Source organism: Caulobacter sp. GW821-FHT11E11, assembly GCF_058808315.1.
Genome location: NZ_JBXARO010000004.1, coordinates 524,505 through 542,726, shown reverse-complemented (window position 1 = coordinate 542,726; position 18,222 = coordinate 524,505). Strand labels below are relative to the sequence as shown.

Below are 18,222 nucleotides of genomic sequence, written 5' to 3'. Positions count from 1 at the left end.
GCCCTGATTTCCACCCGCTTGTTGCGGATCGGGGATCTTAGGCGGGGGTCTTCTGCTTGATCAGGCCCTTGTCGTGCAGCAGCTGGGCGATCTGCACGGCGTTCAGCGCCGCGCCCTTGCGCAGATTGTCGGCCACGCACCACAGCGCGATGCCGTTCTCGACGGTCGGGTCGGTGCGGATACGCGAGACATAGACCGGGAACTCGCCGGCGGCTTCCTTCGGCGTCATGTAGCCGCCGTCCTCGCGCTTATCGATGACTTCCACGCCGTCGGCGTCGCGCAGGATCTCGCGAACGTCTTCCTCGTCCAGCGGGGTCTCGAACTCGATGTTCACCGACTCGGCGTGGCCCACCATGACCGGCACGCGCACGGCGGTGGCGGTCAGCTTGATCGACGGATCCAAGATCTTCTTGGTCTCCATCATCATCTTCCACTCCTCCTTCGTGTAGCCGTCCTCCATGAACACATCGATGTGCGGGATGACGTTGAAGGCGATCTGCTTGGTGAACTTCTTGGGCGGCGGGGCGCCCAGGACGAAGACGCCCTTGGTCTGGTCCCACAGCTCGTCCATGCCCTCTTTGCCGGCGCCCGACACCGACTGGTAGGTCGAGACGACGACGCGCTTGATCTTGGCTTCGGCGTGCAGCGGGGCCAGCACCACCACCAGCTGCGCGGTCGAGCAGTTGGGGTTGGCGATGATGTTCTTGGGCATGTTGTCGACGGCGTTCGGATTCACCTCCGGCACCACCAGCGGCACGTCCGGGTCCATCCGGAAGTGGCTCGAGTTGTCGATGACGATCGGACCGGCCGCGCCGATCTTCTCGCCCCATTCCTTGGAGATCGCGCCGCCGGCGCTCATCAGCACGATGTCGACGGTCGAGAAGTCGAACTGCGCCAGATCCTCGCAGTGCAGGATCTTGTTCCCGAACGAGACTTCCACGCCGATGGACTTACGGCTGGCGATGGCATGCATCTTGTCGACCGGGAATTTGACTTCCTCGAGGATGTTGAACATCTCGCGGCCCACATTGCCCGTGGCGCCGACCACGGCGACCCGGTAACCCATCGCGCTCTCCTGAAACTGTCGTCCGCGTACCGCGCGGAGCGTGGTTCCCGTACGCCTCATGCCCAGTTGGCGCAAGGCGAGGAAAGCTGGCCGGGCGTTTAGGGCTTGGCGGGCGGCAGGTCTTCCAGGGTGAAGGTCATCGGGATGGTGACGCGCAGGCCGTCGACCGTGTCGCCCTCCTTGGTCCACGGGTTCATGCGCATGTGGGCGGCCGCCTTGATCGCCGCCGCGCCGAAGTCGAGGCCGGCGGGCGCCTCGCGCGCGGCCTGGCAGTCGGCCAGCTCGCCCGTCGCCGTCACCGTGCAGGTGACCGCGCCGTCGCCCGTCCTGACGCCGGCCTTGATCGCCGCCTCGGGATAGACCTCGACCATGCCCGCGGGCGACAGGGTGCGGATCCAGCGCGGCTTGGTCAGCCTGCGCGCGTCCGGCAGGGCCGGGTCGCGGAAGCGGAACGGCACGTCGATCTTGAAGGTCTTCACCGTCTTGGCGTCGGCGGGGGCGAAGGTGATCCGGAAGTCCTTGGCCAGGGACTGGGCCGCCTTGCCAAAGCCCCTGCCGCGCGGGCTTTCCGAGATCACGCTGCAGCTGCGCAGCAGGCCGGTCTTGTCGAGGGCGCAGCGCAGGGCGGCCTGTCCCGAGGCCAGGCCGGCGGCCTCCTTGGGCCAGGTCGCATTGATCCGGGCCTGGGTCGGGACCTGGGTCCACGGCGGATCCAGCACGACGGTGGTGCTGTTCATCATCGAGGCGGGATTGGGCGCTTCCCAGTTGATCGGGATCCGCACCGAGCCGCCTGGCACGGCCTTGCCGCCCCGGATCATCGGGGTCATCCGCAGTTGCGGGGTGATCTGCAGGCCGGCCAAGCCGAAATTGTAGTCCTTGGGCGACTCGCTCACGACCTTGCAGTTCTGCAGGAAGCCTTCGACCGTCACCTGGCAGCCGACCACGGCCTTGCCGCCGACGCCATTCTCGAGCGCCTTCTTGGGAAAGACGTTGGCGATGTCTTGGGGCGTCGGCCGGCGCAGCCAGTCGGGATTGGCGTCGCCCGGAGCGAGGAACTCCAGGTGGGTCCGCACCGGCCGGCCGACCACCGATGCGCCGGCCTCGTCGGTGGTCTTGATCCGCTCGTAGCCCACCACCGACAGCGCCGCCTGGCCAAAGCCCTGGCCGGGCGGATCCTCCTTGGCGATCTTGCAGTCCACGAGCTTGCCGCCTTCGGCCGCGACGCAGTCGAGCGCCGCCTTGCCGGTGACGGTCGCGCCCTTGGGATAGGCGGCCTTCATCTTGGCCTTGGGCGCGCCGGCGACGAAGGTGGCCTTCCAGCCGCCGGTCCTGGCTGGCGCGTCATCGTCATCGTCGGCCCAGGCGACGTGAAGGGAGACAACGGAAAGGCCAGCGGCGAGCAGCGCCGGCAGAAGCTTACGCGACACGGTGAAACCCTGAGCAGGGGGCGGCGCGCGACCCTTTCGCCGCTCGACCTTAAGTCGAGCATATGCCAGGAAATCGCCGCTCGCCAGAGGGTTCCCGACGCACCTCTAGGTCCCTATGTTGCCGCCATGACCGACGTCGCCGCGCCCCCGCTTCCGAACGCTTCCGAACTGACCCAGGACGGCCCCGCCGTCCGGCTCTTTCTCGTGGACGGCTCGGCCTATCTGTTCCGCGCCTATCACGCGCTGCCGCCGCTGACCCGCAAGAGCGACGGCCTGCCGGTGGGCGCCGTCCAGGGCTTCTGCAACATGCTGTGGAAGCTGATGCGCGACATGCAGGGCGACACGCCCACGCACCTGGCCGTGATCTGGGACCACTCGGAAAAGACGTTCCGCAACCAGCTCTACGACAAGTACAAGGCCCACCGCCCGCCGCCGCCCGAGGACCTGATCCCGCAGTTCCCGCTGGTGCGCGAGGCGACCCTGGCGTTCGGCGTGCCGGCCATCGAGCTGCCCGGCTACGAGGCCGACGACCTGATCGCCGCCTATGCCTGCAAGGCCCGTGAAATGGGCGGCGAGGCGATCATCGTCTCGTCCGACAAGGACCTGATGCAGCTGGTCGGCGACGGCGTCTCTATGTTCGACCCGATGAAAGGCCTGCGCATCGAGCGCGAGCAGGTGTTCGAGAAGTTCGGCGTCTATCCCGACAAGGTGGTCGACGTTCAGGCCCTGTGTGGCGACAGCGTCGACAACGTCCCGGGCGCGCCTGGCATCGGCATCAAGACCGCCGCCCAGCTGATCACCGAATATGGCGATCTCGACACGCTGCTGGCCCGCGCCGGCGAGATCAAACAGCCCAAGCGCCGCGAGACCCTGATCGAGTTCGCCGACCAGATCCGCCTGTCGCGGGCCCTGGTCAAGCTGGACTGCGACACGCCGCTGCCCCAGCCGCTGGACGAGCTGAAGGTGCGCGAGCCGGACAAGGAAGTCCTGGCCGCCTTCCTCGAGCAGATGGAATTCCGCACCCTGGCCCGCCGGGTCGGCGACGGCTCGGCCGCGATGGCGCCCGGAACCTTGGGTGGTCCGTCGAGTGACCGCGCCCCTGCCCAGCCCAAGGCCCCGGTCGCCACCGTCTCGTACATGGGCGCGGCCGCCCGCGCCGCCGCCAATCCGGTGGCCGAGCCGGTCACGATCGACCACGCCGCCTATGCCTGCGTGCGCGACCTCGACACCCTGAAGGCCTGGGTGGCCAAGGCTCGGGCGAAAGGCGTGGTGGCCTTCGACACCGAGACCGACGCCCTGTCCTCGGCCAACGCCGGCCTGTGCGGCGTGTCGCTGGCCATCGCGGCGGGCGAGGCTTGCTACATCCCGATCAGCCACTGCGAGAAGGCCGACGGCCTGGCCTTCGAGGCCCCCGCCGACATCGAGCAGATCGGTCTCGACGACGTGATCGCCATCCTGAAGCCGCTGCTGGAAGACCCGGCGGTGCTGAAGGTGGCCCAGAACGCCAAGTACGACATCGCGGTGCTGTCGCGGCACGGGATCCAGGTCGCGCCGATCGACGACACCATGCTGATCTCCTACGTGCTGGAGGCCGGCTTGCACGGCCATGGCATGGACGAGTTGTCGGAGCTGTGGCTGGGCCACAAGCCGATCCCGTTCAAGCAGGTCTGCGGCTCGGGCAAGGGCCAGATCAGCTTCAAGCACGTAGCCCTGCCCGAGGCGACCGCCTACGCCGCCGAGGACGCCGACGTCACCCTGCGCCTGTGGGAGATCCTGAAACCCCGCCTGGCGCGCGAGGGCCTGGCGACCGTCTATGAGACGCTGGAGCGTCCGATGCCGGCGGTGCTGGCGCAGATGGAGAACAACGGCGTCCGCGTCGACCCCGAGGCCCTGCGCCTGCTGTCCAACGAGTTCTCGCTGCGCATGGCCAAGTTCGAGGAGCGGGCCCAGGAGATCGTCGGCCGCCCCTTCAACCTGGGCAGCCCCAAGCAGATCGGCGACGTGCTGTTTGGCGAGATGAGCCTGAAGGGCGGCAAGAAGACCGCCACCGGCCAATGGTCGACCGACAGCGACGTGCTGGAAGGCCTGGCCAACGAGCACGAGCTGCCCCGCGTCCTGCTGGACTGGCGTCAGCTCAGCAAGCTGAAGGGCACCTATACCGAGAACCTGATCGCCGCGATCGCCGAGCGCACGGGCCGGGTGCACACCTCCTACGCCCTGGCCGCGACGACGACCGGGCGCCTGTCCTCGTCCGATCCCAACCTGCAGAACATCCCGGTCCGGACGGAGGAAGGCCGCAAGATCCGCAAGGCCTTCGTGGCCGAGGCGGGCAAGGTGTTGATCAGCGCCGACTACAGCCAGATCGAGCTGCGCCTGCTGGCCTTCATCGGCGACATCCCGCAGCTGAAGAAGGCCTTCCAGGAGGGCCTGGACATCCACGCCATGACGGCCTCGGAGATGTTCGACACGCCGATCGAGGGCATGGACCCGATGATCCGCCGCCGGGCCAAGGCCATCAATTTCGGCATCGTCTACGGCATATCGGCCTTCGGCCTAGCCAACCAGCTGGGCATCGGCCAGGGCGAGGCGGGGGCCTATATCAAGACCTATTTCGAGCGCTTCCCGGGCATCCAGGCCTATATGGACGCGACCAAGGCCTTCGTGCGCGAGCACGGCTATGTCACGACCATCTTCGGGCGGAAGATCAATATTCCGGACATCCAGGCCAAGTCGGTCGGCCAGCGCCAGTTCGCCGAGCGCGCGGCCATCAACGCCCCGATCCAAGGCGCGGCCGCCGACGTCATGCGCCGGGCCATGGCCCGCATGCCCGCCGCCCTGACCGCCGCCGGCCTGGAAGCGCGCATGCTGCTGCAGGTGCACGATGAACTGGTCTTCGAGGCCCCCGAAGCCGAGGCCGATCGCGCCTGCGAGGTGATCAAGAGCGTGATGGAAAAGGCCGCCGAGCCGGCCGTCGCCCTGTCGATCCCATTGACCGTCGAGGCCCGCGCCGCCAAGAACTGGGACGAGGCGCACTAGGGCATCAATCCGTACTCGGAGCGATTTCGTGTCGCTCCGAGCCCGTCCCCGGCGTTGGGAGCGCTTCCACAACCCAGGGGCAAGTCTTTGAGTTTGTGACGAAATCTCAGGATGTGCTGCGACGTTCCGCCACAGTACAGTTAACAGCCCGGCAACCTCGTCAGCTCAAAAAGAAGGCGATGTGTTCGGTTGCACGGTTACCCACCGTCGCGCCCGGACCTTGAGAAACCTTCGGAGGCTGCGGTGAAGTTCGGCAATTTCAGGATTCCCACGAAGCTGCTGGTCGTGTTCGGCGTGCTGCTGGCGACCATCGCGACGATGGGCGTGGCGTTGTTCATCAACTCCAAGGTCCTGGAACAGTCGGTGGCGCGCACCGACCGCGCCTACAAGGTGATGCAGGCGGCCGACACGGCCACCTTCCGCCTGACCCGCCAGGAAAACTCGCTGCGCGGCTACCTACTTTCGGGCGACGACTACTACGTCAAGCGCATCGAGACCGTGCACAAGGTCAAGTTCTTCGGCGCCCTGGACAAGCTGGACACGCTGAACGCCGACAAGGCCCAAGTGCAGGCCATCCGTGACGCCTATGCCGGCTATCGCCAGCAGGCCATCGACCCGGCCCTGAAGCTGGGCGCCGATCCGGCCACCCGTCCGCAGGCCGTCGAACTGGTCCGCAACGACGGCGTCGCCGACAAGGCCGTGGTTCCGGTCGAGGACGCGCTGGAAGCCATCCAGACCTGGGCCCAGAAGCAGATCGACGCCGAAGCCCTGGCTCAGAAGCAGGCCCAGGCCCTGTCGAACACCGTGCTGACGCTGGGCATCCTGCTGAGCGCGGCCATTGCGCTTGGCGGTGGTCTGCTGCTGTCGAGCTCGATCGCCAGGCCGGTCGCCGCCATGACCGCCGCCATGCGCCGCCTGGCCTCGGGCGACAACGCCATCGACGTTCCGGCCACCGACCGCGCCGACGAAGTGGGCCAGATGGCCGCCGCCGTCATCCACTTCAAGGAAGCCGCGATCGCCAAGATCCGCGTCGAGAAGGACGCCGAGAGCACCCGCACCGCCGCCGAGCGCGACCGGGCCGCCAATGACGATGAGCGCCGCGCCGCCGAGGCCGAGCAGGCCGAAGTGGTCGAGGCCCTGGCCTCGGGCCTGTCGCGCCTGGCCGGCGGCGACCTGACCGCCCGCATCGACGCGCCGTTCGCCGGCCGCTACCTGCAACTTCGCGAGGACTTCAACGAGGCCGTCGCCAAGCTGCAGGACGCCATGAAGGCCATCGTCGCGGCCACCGGCGGCGTCAACGCCGGCTCGGACGAGATCGCCGAAGCCTCCAACAACCTGTCGCGCCGCACCGAGCAGCAGGCCGCCGCCCTGGAAGAGACCGCCGCCGCCCTGGACGAAATCACCGCCACGGTCCGCAAGACCGCGTCGGGCGCCAAGGAAGCTTCGCAGGTCGTGGCCGCCGCCCGTTCAGACGCCGAGCGCTCAGGCCGCATCGTCGGCCAGGCTGTCTCGGCCATGACCGAGATCGAGACCTCGTCCAGCCAGGTCAGCCAGATCATCGGCGTGATCGACGAGATCGCCTTCCAGACCAACCTGCTGGCTCTGAACGCCGGCGTCGAAGCCGCTCGCGCTGGTGAAGCCGGCCGTGGTTTCGCCGTCGTCGCCCAGGAAGTCCGCGCGCTGGCCCAGCGCTCGGCCGACGCCGCCAAGGAAATCAAGACCCTGATCTCGACCTCGACCCAGCAGGTCGAGGCCGGCGTGGACCTGGTCGGCCAGACCGGCGAGGCGTTGAACCGCATCGTGGAGCAGGTCGCCTCGATCGACGCGCTGATGCAGGAGATCTCGGCCTCGACCACCGAACAGGCCACCGGCCTGAACGAGGTCAACACGGCCGTGAACCAGATGGACCAGGTCGTCCAGCAGAACGCCGCCATGGTGGAAGAAGCCACGGCCGCGACCCACTCGCTGAAGAACGAAGCCGGCTCGCTGGCCAGCATGGTCTCGCGCTTCAAGGTCGGCGCGGAGAACGCCGCCGTGCCGCAGGCCAGCCGTCCGGGTCAGCGTCCGGCGACGCCGGTGGTCAACCGGGCCAAGCCGGTCTCACGACCTGTGTCGCGCGGCGCCACCGCCGTGGCGGTCAGCGAGGACTGGGAAGAGTTCTGATCACGCGCCGTTAGCGCCGAGACTTGAAGGGCTCTCCGGGAAACCGGGGAGCCCTTTCTCTATCAGCCCTTGTTCAGGGCGATGGTCTCGAACGACGACTGGGTCGTCTGCGGCCCGTGGGACGCATTGGGGGTCGGCAACGCCAGGCCGATGGCCGCGGCGATGAAGAGGGCGATGGCGAAGAAGGCCTTGCTGGCCATGGTCCTGATCTCTGGTCTGCGTCGTAAAGCGACAATCGCGGGCGCTGACGGAGCCACAGATGGCCCGCTCACGCTCGGTTCAAGACCTCGTCGACCGGTGTTCCTGGAACAGCGACGAAGGTGTCTTGATCCGACAAGAAAGGCCGGAAACCGCCCTCGCGGTTCCCGGCCTTATTTCAGGGTCGAAATGGAACTTTTTGGCGTTGGTTTAGAAGATCTCGAACAGACCCGCCGCGCCCCGCTGAGATCGCGAAAGCGATCTCAGCTACTTTTCGCTGATGGGCGCCGTCCTCTGTCCTGATCGAAATCAGAAGATCTCAAACAGGCCGGCGGCGCCCATGCCGCCGCCGATGCACATGGTCACCACGCCCAGCTTGGCCTTGCGGCGCTTGCCTTCCAGCAGCAGGTGGCCGGCGCAGCGGGCGCCGGTCATGCCGAAGGGGTGGCCGATGGCGATCGAACCGCCGTTGACGTTGTACTTCTCCGGATCGATGCCCAGGCGGTCGCGGCTGTAGAGGCACTGCGAGGCGAAGGCTTCGTTCAGCTCCCAGATGTCGATGTCGTCGACCTTCAGGCCGTGGCGTTCCAGCAGGCGCGGCACGGCGAAGACCGGGCCGATGCCCATCTCGTCGGGCTCGCAGCCGGCGATGGCGAAGCCCTTGAACAGACCCAGCGGCTCCAGGCCACGCTTGGCGGCTTCCTTGGCTTCCATCACCACGACGGCGGCGGCGCCGTCCGACAGCTGGCTGGCGTTGCCGGCGGTGACGAAGTTGCCCGGACCCTTGACGGGTTCCAGCTTGGCGAGGCCTTCGAGGGTGGTTTCCGGACGATTGCACTCGTCCTTGGTGACCACATAGTCGACCAGGCTCTCTTCCTTGGTCTCCTTGTTGACCACCTTCATCTTGGTGGCCATCGGCACGATCTCGTCGTCGAACAGGCCGGCGGCCTGGGCAGCGGCGATGCGCTGCTGGCTGCGCAGCGAATATTCGTCCTGGTACTCGCGGCTGATGTTGTAGCGCTTGGCGACGATGTCGGCAGTGTCGATCATCGCCATCCACAGGGCCGGATGGGTCTTCAGCAGCTTCTCTTCGGTGATGTGGTAGCGGTTCATGTGGCCGCCGGCATTGACCAGCGAGATCGACTCGACGCCACCGCCGACCGCGACGGGCGCGCCGTCGTTGCGGACATAGTTGGCGGCCGTGGCGATCGCCTGCAGGCCCGAGGAGCAGAAGCGGTTGACCGTCTGACCCGAGGTTGTCACCGGCAGGCCGGCCCACATCGCCGCGTTGCGGGCGACGTTCATGCCGGTGGCGCCTTCGGGGCCGCCGCAGCCCAGGACGACGTCCTCGACCTCGGCTCCTTCCAGGCCGGCGCGGGAGACGGCGTGCTGGATGGCGTGACCGGCCATGGCCGCGCCATGGGTGTTGTTGAAGCCGCCGCGAACGGACTTGGCCAGGCCCGTGCGGGCGTAAGAGACGATGACCGCTTCGCGCATTGAGGCGCACTCCCCGTTAAAACATTAGTTTGAATTGGCCCCACCCTAGACCGGCTTTTCGCGGTGCGAAAGATCACGCACGCGTCAACGTCAATTCAGCCCACTTTTCATACGTCGATTTCGAAAGCCTCCGACACCGGTGTCTAAAACACTGATTTCCCAGCTTTTCGTTTCGCGTTGACTTTCCCTGATTCAAGGATGAACGCTGCGATTGCGCCGCAAGCTCGACCTCGCGGCGTCAAAAAATGCCTTACGGGAGGTAAGAATGACCAAAGCTACATCGCGCCGTCAGGCGCGTCGCGCGCTGCTGGGCGCCAGCGCGCTCTCCACCTTGCTGTTGTTTCCGGCCCTCGCGGCCGCCCAGCAGGACAACACCGCCATCGAGGAAATCATCGTCACCGCCACCAAGCGCGACGCGACGATCCAGGACATCCCCTTCTCGATCAACGCCCAGACGGAAAAGGACATTCAGCGTTCGGGCGCCGTCACGCTGGAAGACCTGTCGCGCAACGTCGCCGGCCTTACGATCCAGAACCTCGGCCCCGGCCAGAGCCAGGTGTCGGTGCGCGGCGTCTCGGCGGGCCAGGTCGTCCGCGACCAGCCGGGCGTCAAGGAACAGGTCGGGGTCTATCTCGACGAGTCCGTGATCTCGCTGTCGCTGTTCACGCCGGACGTGGACCTGTTCGACCTGAATCGCGTCGAGACCCTGCGCGGCCCGCAGGGCACGCTGTTCGGCTCGGGCTCGGTCGGCGGCACGATTCGCTACATCACCAACCAGCCCAAGCTGGGCGTGAAGGAAGGCACGTTCGAGGCCAACGCCAACCTGGTCGGCGGCGACGACTTCGGCGGCCACGTGAAGGGGGCGGTCAACGTCCCGATCTCCGACAAGGTTGCCATGCGCGCGGTCGGCTACCTGACCCGCTACGGCGGCTTCATCGACGCCCGCAAGGAAGGCGGCAAGGTCGACAAGAACGTCAATGACGGCACGCGTCGCGGCGGCCGGGTGGCGTTCTATGTCGAGCCCAGCGAGACCTTCAACTTCACGCCGCGCTTGGTCTATCAGGAGATCCGGGCTCACGGCTTCAACCGCCAGGAGTCGTTCAACCTCTTCGCCAACCCCAACACCACGACCCGGCCCAAGATCACGCTGGGCGAGCGCGAGCAGTACCTGCTGCTGGACGAGAGCTTCGCCGACGACACGATGGTGGCGGACCTGACCGCCAACCTCGATCTGGGCATGGCCACCCTGACCTCGGTGACCAGCTATATCGACCGCAACATCGCCGTGAACCGCGACGCCAGCGCGCTGTCGGGCAGCGTCTCGGTCGATCTGGGCTTCCCGGCCGCGGCGGTGACCCTGCCGTCCAAGCTGGTCGACACCACGGACCTGGAGCAATTTACCCAGGAACTGCGTCTGGCCTCGACCGGCGACGGCCCGTTCCAGTGGGTGTTCGGCGGCTTCTATTCGAAGGTCGACCGCGTCTACACCCAGACCCTGCCGACCCCGGGTTACGACGCCTATACCGACGCCGTCCTGGGCGCGGGCACCTCGGCGGCGGTGCGCAACGGCTTCGCGGCCAACTCGCCCTACAACGCCTACCTGCCCTACAACATCAAGCAGAAGGCCGTTTTCGGGGAAGTGAACTACACGTTTGGCAAGCTGACCGCGACGGCGGGCGGCCGCTACTACGACTTCAGCGAGACGCGGCAGTTCAAGTCCGGCGGCCTGTTCGCCAACGGCGACAACCGCACCGACAAGACCTCGTCGGACGGCTTCACGCCGCGCTTCCTGCTGAGCTACGAGGCGACCGATCGCGTCACCTTCAACGCCCAGGCCTCGAAGGGCTTCCGCCTGGGCGGCGTCAACGACCCGCTGAACCTGCCGCTGTGCTCGGCCCAGGACCGGGCGATCTTCGGCGGCTACCAGAAGTATGACGACGAGACGCTGTGGAACTACGAGGGCGGCGTGAAGTCGCGCTTCGGCGGCGTCACCTTCAACGGCGCGGTGTTCTACACCGACATCAAGAACCTGCAGACGACCCTGGACGCCGGCTCGTGCTCGTCGCGCGTGGTGTTCAACGTGGCCAAGGCCCACACCAAGGGCGTCGAGGGCGAGCTGACCGCGCGCCTGGCCCCGGGCCTGGACATCGGCCTGTCGGGCAGCCTGCTGGAAGCCGAGTTCGACACCACGGTGAAGGACGGCACGGGCGCGGTGATCGGCGGCATCCGCGAGGGCAACCGCCTGCCGTCGGTGCCGAAGTTCCAGGTCTCGTTCGACGTCACCTACAGCCGCGAGGTGTGGGACGGCGCGAACGGCTATCTGAAGGCTTCGGTGCAGCACATCGGCAACCGCTTCACCCAGGCCAGCGACCAGGAGAACAACCCGCGCTCGTTCGTCTCGGGCCTGCCGTTCGGCGGGGCGACGGGAACCGTGCCGACGGTCGTGAACCTGCAGCTGCCCAGCTATGAGATCGTCAATCTCAGCGCCGGGGTCGAGATGACGGACGGCGTGGACATCACCCTCTACGTCAACAACCTGTTCGACGAGAACGCGCTGCTGTCGTTCGACCGCGAACGCGGCGGCCGGGCGCGCCTGGGCTACTCGGTGGGCCAGCCGCGCACGGCGGGCGTGACGATCCGCAAGTCGTTCTAGGCGGTTCGATCTAAGGACTTGAAGGGAGGGCGGTCGCTTCGGCGGCCGCCCTTTCCGTTACGGCGACTTGACGCTCCGCGACGGCGGGCGGACCCTCTTCTGAACAACGATAAGTCAGGTGGGAGGACGTCCATGGCCGAGCACGCCTACGATCTGGTCCTGCGCGGCGGCCTGGTGTTCGACGGGACCGGCGCGCCGGGCTTCGTCGCCGATGTCGGCGTTCGCGGCGGTCTGATCGCCGCCGTCGGTGCGAACCTGGCTCCTGGGACGGAAGAGCTCGACACCCGAGGGCGGATCGTCACGCCCGGCTTCGTCGACATCCACACCCACTATGACGGCCAGGCGACCTGGAGTGGGCGGATGGATCCCAGCTCCGGCCATGGCGTCACCACCGTGGTCATGGGCAATTGTGGCGTGGGTTTCGCGCCGTGCCGGCCCGAGGATCACGACCGGCTGATCCGCCTGATGGAGGGTGTCGAGGACATCCCGTTCCCGGTGCTGACCGAAGGCCTGCCGTGGACCTGGGAGAGCTTCCCCGACTATCTGGATTTCCTCGGCGGCCGCGCCTTCGACGTCGATGTCGGCGCCCAGCTGCCGCACGCGGCGCTGCGGGTCTATGTGATGGGCGAGCGCGGGGCCAATCGCGAGCCGGCGAACGAAGCCGACATCGCCGCCATGGCCGCGATCGCCAAACGGGCCATGGAGGCCGGGGCGCTGGGCTTCTCGACCTCGCGCACCCTCAATCACCGCACCAGCGACGGCCAGCCGACCCCGACCCTGACGGCTGGCGAGGACGAGCTGACAGCCATCGCCTTAGGGTTGGCCGCCGCCGGCAAGGGCGTGCTGCAACTGGTCTCGGACTTCTTCCCCGACGGCGCGGCCGAGCTGGCCATGCTCCGCCGGATCGTCGAGCGCTCGGGCCGGCCGCTGTCGTTCTCCCTGGTCCAGAGCCCCAAGGCGCCCGCCGGCTGGCAGGCGATGCTGGCGGGTCTGTCGGCCGCCGTCGACGCCGGTCTGCCGATGAAGGCCCAGGTCTGCGGTCGTCCGGTGGGGGTGCTGCTCGGCCTGGAGCTGACCCTCAACCCCTTCAGCCAGAATCCGGTTTTCGCCGAGCTCAAGGACCAGCCGCTGGAGGGCAAGGTCGCGGCCCTGTCCGACCCGGCCTTCCGCGCTCGCCTGCTGGCCCACGATGAGGAGGCCAAGGGCCCGTTCGCCGGCAGCGCGTTACGGGCCTGGGACAACCTCTTCCCGCTGGGCGCAGACCCGAACTACGAGCCGACCGCCGACGCGACGGTGGCCGCCATCGCCGCGCGTGAAGGCCTCGATCCGGCCGCTGTGGCGCTGGCCGCTCTCTTGGCGAATGACGGGCGCGGCATGCTTTACCACCCGTTCCTGAACTATGCCGACGGCTCGCTGGACCCCAGCTTCCACATGCTGACCCACCGCGACACGGTGCCGGGCCTGTCGGACGGCGGAGCCCATGTCGGCATGATCTGCGACGGCAGTTTCCCGACCAGCAACCTGGTCCACTGGGCCCGCGACCGCACGCGTGGCCCCAGGATCCCGCTGGAGACGATGATCGCCCGCCAGACCCGTGACACGGCCCAGGCGGTCGGCCTTCTCGATCGCGGCCTGATCGCCCCCGGCTACCGCGCCGACCTCAATGTCATCGACTACGAGGGCCTGAAGCTGGAAGCGCCGCGCGTGGTCTACGACCTTCCCGCCGGCGGTCGCAGGTTGGTCCAGAAGGCCCACGGCTATGTCGCCACCATCGTCGCCGGCGTCGTCACCCAGCGCGATGGCGAACCCACCGGCGCCCTGCCGGGGCGGTTGGTGCGCGGCGGCCAGGCCGCGCCGCTGGCCTTGGCGGCGGAGTAGGGTTCAGGCCGCCGCCTTCGCCTCGACCAGCGGGTCGGCGTGGCGGTGGATCAGGCGCCAGGCGCCGTCCTCGTGCCGGAACAGTTCGGTGATCCGCAGGTGCATCTCGACCGGCTCTTCGTGGCCGTTCAGGCGCACGGTGGCGTGCTGCAGGCCGGTCCAGTAGGCGAGGTCGCCGACGGAGTCGCTGTGCAGGATCTCCAGCGTCGTCTCGCCGCCCTGGCAGAAGGATTCGGCGTCGCGCGCATAGATGTTCGACACCCACTCGGCGCCGACTTCGCTGCCGCCGCGCGGAGGGAAGAAGCTGGCGGGGCAGGCCGTGGCGGCCAACTGGTCCAGCGGTCCGGCCTGGCCGTTCACATAGGCCTGGGCGGCGTGACGGCGGATCTCCAGGAAGGTGTCGAAGTCGGACATGGCGGCGCTCTCATTCTGGTCGTCAGGAAAGCGCGCGAGACACGGCTTAGGTTTCCCGGCGACGCGCCGCGAAGAGCGCCAAGGCCACGACCATCAGCGTTGTCGCCTCGGCCGGCCGGGTGCGCCAGGCGCCGGTCGCGCCCATGGCATTGATGAGGGCGTGGGGGATCAGGCCGGCGACCAGCAGGCTGCCGCGCCCGTGGACATGCAGCCGGGTCATCAGCAGCGACAGCGCCACCGTGCCCAGCGCGTACCAGCCGATATCGGAGAAGGGCGTGACCACGATGCCGGAGAACAAAAAGGCCGGCACGTGCCAGAGCGTCCAGATCACGCCGAGGATGGTCCCGGCGACGAGCGGCGACCAGCGCTTGAGCATCCGGGGCAGGGCGTAGCCGCGCCAGCCGAACTCCTCGCCCAGCGGACCGACATTGGTCACGACCTGGGCGGTGGTAAGCAGAAGCAGCGGCGTGGCGACCAGGACATCGGCGGGCTTCACCGGCCAGGGCTTGGGCATGAACAAGCTCAGCGCCATGGCGATGGCAGGTAGGGCCAGCAACGCGACGGCCAAGGTGAGGCCCGTGCCCGGCAAGAGGCGGCGCGCCAGGGCCTTCAGGCCGCCGAAGCCGTCTTCCCGCACGGTCAGAAACAGGCCGACGAGGCTGGGCGCGCAGGCGGCGACCAGATAGGCCGGCGAGCCATATTCGAACGGCCCGAACAGCGCCGTCAGCGGCTTGGGAAACAGCAGCCACAGGCCGCCGACGCCCCAGGTGATCGCGAAGGTCAGGACGAAGAAGCGGACGAGGCGCCGCGTGCCGACGCTCATCTCACCAGCTCCCCGAGCTGCCGCCGCCGCCGAACGATCCGCCCCCGCCGCCGCCCCAAGAACCGCCGCCCGAGCCGCCGCCATATCGGACGCTGCCGTCTTCGTTCTGGTCGTTGGGCATCCAACTCACCAGGCCGCCACCCGTGTCGGGTCGGTAGATGGCGCGGGGGCGCAGGCCGAAGAAGCCTTCCCACAGCCCTTTGGACAGTCCGATCGCGAGCGAGAGGACGAGGCCGATCACCAGCTTGATCAGGGGCTTGTTGCTGTCGGTTCGTGCCGAGGCGGCCTTCTGCTCGACGACCGCGCGGGCCTGGTCGTCCGGAAGCCGCAGCTGCTGGTCGATCGCCAGCGCCCCGGCCAAGGCGCCGCCGTCGAAGTCCTGCTTGCGCAGCTTGGGCAGGATGGTCGACTGGATGATGGTGCTGGCGAGGGCGTCGGTGAGGATGGGCTCCAGGCCGTAGCCGACCTCGATCCGGACCTTGCGTTCGTTTGGGGCGATGATCAGCAGGACGCCATCGTCGCGATCGGCGTCGCCGACGCCCCAGGCGCGACCCAACTGGTAGCCGTAGTCCTCGATGGAAACGCCCTGCAGGCTGGGCAGGGTCACGACCATCAGCGCGCGGCCCGTGGTCCGGCGCAGCTCGGCCACTTCGGCCTGCAGATCGGCTCGCGTCGCGGCCGACAACACGCCCGCGGCGTCGACGACGCCGTCGGGCGAATAGGCCGGGAAGCTGGGCGTGGCGAAGGCCTGGGTGGCCAACAGCAGGCCCAGCGCCAGGCTCAGCCACACGAGAAGCCGGGCCACGGGAGCGGGTCTCAGCGCTTGGGCAGGATGGTCAGGTCGTCGGGCAGTTCGTTGCGGTCGTCGCCGCGCGGCGGGACGTGGGCGGCCAGGATCGTACCGGCGCGGGCCACGGCGGCGACGAAGCCGTCGGTGACCTTGCCCTGCTTGAGGCCGCCGACCAGATCGGCCACCACCTCGTCCCACACCGTGTCGGGCGCGGCCTTATAGATGCCTTCGTCGGCGATGACCTCGACCCGGTGCTCGGCCAGGGCGGCGAAGATCAGGACGCCGGTGCGGTCACGGGTGACGTGCAGGCCGTGGCTGAGGAACTGCTCCATGGCCGCGCGGCGCACGCGGGCCGTCTTCAGCGAGCCGGGGGTGAGGGCGCGGCGCACGGGCGGGATCGAGACGACCAGGGCGGCGACCACGAACACCACCAGCTGCAAGGCGATATAGGTCGACAGCGCCGACAGGATCGCGCCGTCCAGCGCCGCCTGGTGGCCGATGCTCCAGCCGCCGAACAGGCGGGTCAGCATCTCCGGCCGGAAGCCGGCGAACAGGGCCGCTGCCGGCAGGACCAGCGCCGTCGCGGCGGCCCAGACCAGCGGGGTCTCGCGATAGTCCGACACCTCGGGGGCCAGGACGCAGAAGATCTCGCCGGCGGTGGTCTTTTCGGCCTCGGCCACCGCGCCGGCGATGCGGTCGAGGTCCTGTGGGGTCATGCGTGTCGCCATCTCACCAACTCCCCGAACTGCCGCCGCCGCCGAACGATCCGCCGCCGCCGGAGAAGCCGCCGCCTCCGCCGCCACCGCCGCCGCTCCAGCCCCCGCCGCCCCGGCCGCTGTTGTTCAGGGCGCTGAGGATGATCCAGGGCAGGGCCGAGGAGAGGCCGCTGCGGCCGCGCCGGCCTCTGAACAGGCCGGAGAACACGAAGATGATGAACAGGAAGACCAGCAGGCCGATGATCGGCGAGCCGCTGGCCTTGTGCTTGGCGGGCTGGCTGGCCTCGGCGATGCGGACCTTGGCCTGGTCGGCGGGCAGGCTCAGCTGCTCGACGATGGCGTCCGCGCCGGCGATGATGCCGCCCTGCATGTCGCCGTCGCGGAACTTGGGCAGGATGGCGCTCTGGATGATGACGCTGGACAGGGCGTCGGTCAGCACCGGCTCCAGGCCGTAGCCGACCTCGATCCGCACCTTCCGGTCGTTGGGCGCGACCAGCAGGATCGCGCCGGTGTCCTTGTCCTTCTCGCCGATGCCCCAGGTCCGGCCCAGTTGGTAGCCGTAGTCCTCGATCGGATAGCCCTGCAGGCTGGGGACCGTGGCCACGACGAGCTGGCGGCCGGTCGTGGTCTCCAGGGTTTCCAGCTTGGCCGAGAGATCGCGCTCAGCGTCGGGCGACAGGATCCCGGCCTCGTCGACCACCCGCCCGGTCAGGGGCGGAAAGGTCGGCGCGGCGAGGGCGGGGAAGGCGAAGAGCACAGCCACGAGGGCCAGCATCCACGTCCTCACCCGGGGTAGGGCGCGATTCACGAGCCTACTGGACCTTCGGCGGGGTCGCCGTCGGCGGGTTCGAGAAGTCCACCGTCGGCGCACTCTGCGCGGCGGCCGAGGCCTGGAACAGCTGGGCCGGCTTCTGGCCGCTGTAGAGGGTCTTGGCCCACAGCAGGCTGGGGAAGGTGCGTAGGGTCGTGTTGTACTTCTGGGCGGTCTCGTTGTAGTCGCGCCGCGCGATCGTGATGCGGTTCTCGGTGCCTTCCAGCTGGCTTTGCAGGGCCAGGAAGTTCTGGTTCGACTTCAGGTCCGGATACTGCTCCTGGATGACCATCAGGCGGCCCAGCACGCCCGACAGCTTGTCCTGGGCGGCGGCATATTGCTGGAAGGCGGCCGGGTCGGTGATGGTCGAGGCGTCGACCTTCACCTGCGTGGCGCTGGCGCGGGCCTGGGTCACCTCGACCAGCACGCTCTTTTCCTGGGCCGCATAGCCCTTCACCGTGGCCACCAGGTTCGGCACCAGGTCGGCGCGGCGCTGGTACTGGTTCTGCACCTCGGCCCAGGCGGTCTTGGTCGCCTCGTCCTGGGTGGGGATGGTGTTGATCCCGCAGCCGGCGAGCGTCGCCGGGATGGCGACGATCAGGGCGACGCGCGCGGCGTTGTGAGCGAGACGGTTCATCAGGACCCTCCGAGCGAGCTTTCGTGCTCGCGTATCCACGTTAGATAGCGCGACCGTGACGATACGTCAGGCCGTGGCGGATTAAACCTTGGACAGGTCGCCTGGATCCGGCG

General features: G+C 68.1%; 14 protein-coding genes. 4 read left to right on the top strand and 10 right to left on the bottom strand.

Annotation, left to right across the window (positions count from 1 at the left end):
* Positions 1-37: 37 nt before the first annotated feature.
* A complete protein-coding gene (locus AC1RR5_RS12880) occupies positions 38-1,066 on the bottom strand; it encodes an aspartate-semialdehyde dehydrogenase (RefSeq protein WP_492922031.1) in 1,029 nt (342 codons plus the stop codon).
* Between the two features lie 98 nt (positions 1,067-1,164).
* Positions 1,165-2,493, bottom strand: a complete 1,329-nt coding sequence (locus AC1RR5_RS12875; protein WP_492922030.1) for a TonB family protein — start codon at positions 2,491-2,493, stop codon at positions 1,165-1,167.
* Between the two features lie 126 nt (positions 2,494-2,619).
* On the opposite strand from AC1RR5_RS12875, the gene polA reads away from it, so the two are divergent.
* Both polA and AC1RR5_RS12865 read left to right on the top strand, forming a co-directional pair.
* The gene (gene polA / locus AC1RR5_RS12870; protein ID WP_492922029.1) at positions 2,620-5,529 is read left to right on the top strand and encodes a DNA polymerase I; all 2,910 of its coding nucleotides are present in this window, start codon (positions 2,620-2,622) and stop codon (positions 5,527-5,529) included.
* A gap of 243 nt (positions 5,530-5,772) precedes the next feature.
* Positions 5,773-7,692 carry a methyl-accepting chemotaxis protein gene (locus AC1RR5_RS12865; RefSeq protein ID WP_492922028.1) on the top strand — a complete coding sequence of 640 codons (1,920 nt, stop codon included), beginning with the start codon at positions 5,773-5,775 and terminating at the stop codon, positions 7,690-7,692.
* A gap of 62 nt (positions 7,693-7,754) precedes the next feature.
* Here the strand turns inward: AC1RR5_RS12865 and AC1RR5_RS12860 are convergent, their stop codons facing one another.
* Positions 7,755-7,892 carry a hypothetical protein gene (locus AC1RR5_RS12860; protein ID WP_492922027.1) on the bottom strand — a complete coding sequence of 46 codons (138 nt, stop codon included), beginning with the start codon at positions 7,890-7,892 and terminating at the stop codon, positions 7,755-7,757.
* Positions 7,893-8,199: 307 nt separating this feature from the next.
* On the bottom strand, positions 8,200-9,387 hold the full coding sequence (locus AC1RR5_RS12855; RefSeq protein ID WP_492922026.1) for an acetyl-CoA C-acyltransferase: 1,188 nt from the start codon (positions 9,385-9,387) through the stop codon (positions 8,200-8,202).
* 265 nt (positions 9,388-9,652) lie between these two features.
* Here AC1RR5_RS12855 and AC1RR5_RS12850 point away from each other — a divergent pair, with 265 nt between their 5' ends.
* Complete coding sequence (locus tag AC1RR5_RS12850; RefSeq protein ID WP_492922025.1) at positions 9,653-12,040, top strand: TonB-dependent receptor; 2,388 nt, start codon at positions 9,653-9,655, stop codon at positions 12,038-12,040.
* A gap of 132 nt (positions 12,041-12,172) precedes the next feature.
* Positions 12,173-13,918, top strand: a complete 1,746-nt coding sequence (locus AC1RR5_RS12845; protein WP_492922024.1) for an N-acyl-D-amino-acid deacylase family protein — start codon at positions 12,173-12,175, stop codon at positions 13,916-13,918.
* A 3-nt stretch (positions 13,919-13,921) separates the two neighbouring features.
* Here the strand turns inward: AC1RR5_RS12845 and AC1RR5_RS12840 are convergent, their stop codons facing one another.
* From AC1RR5_RS12840 to AC1RR5_RS12815, 6 genes are read right to left on the bottom strand one after another with little or no spacing between them, the layout of a single operon-like run.
* Positions 13,922-14,332, bottom strand: a complete 411-nt coding sequence (locus AC1RR5_RS12840) for a YybH family protein (protein ID WP_492922023.1) — start codon at positions 14,330-14,332, stop codon at positions 13,922-13,924.
* Between the two features lie 46 nt (positions 14,333-14,378).
* Positions 14,379-15,155, bottom strand: a complete 777-nt coding sequence (locus tag AC1RR5_RS12835) for a CPBP family glutamic-type intramembrane protease (protein ID WP_492922022.1) — start codon at positions 15,153-15,155, stop codon at positions 14,379-14,381.
* Position 15,156: 1 nt separating this feature from the next.
* Positions 15,157-15,960 carry a TPM domain-containing protein gene (locus tag AC1RR5_RS12830; RefSeq protein WP_492922021.1) on the bottom strand — a complete coding sequence of 268 codons (804 nt, stop codon included), beginning with the start codon at positions 15,958-15,960 and terminating at the stop codon, positions 15,157-15,159.
* Between the two features lie 11 nt (positions 15,961-15,971).
* Entirely contained in the window at positions 15,972-16,673 is a 702-nt protein-coding gene (locus tag AC1RR5_RS12825) for a TPM domain-containing protein (RefSeq protein WP_492922020.1), read from the bottom strand.
* A 1-nt stretch (position 16,674) separates the two neighbouring features.
* Entirely contained in the window at positions 16,675-17,436 is a 762-nt protein-coding gene (locus AC1RR5_RS12820) for a TPM domain-containing protein (RefSeq protein ID WP_492922019.1), read from the bottom strand.
* 37 nt (positions 17,437-17,473) lie between these two features.
* Entirely contained in the window at positions 17,474-18,109 is a 636-nt protein-coding gene (locus AC1RR5_RS12815; RefSeq protein WP_492922018.1) for a LemA family protein, read from the bottom strand.
* Between the last annotated feature and the right edge of the window lie 113 nt (positions 18,110-18,222).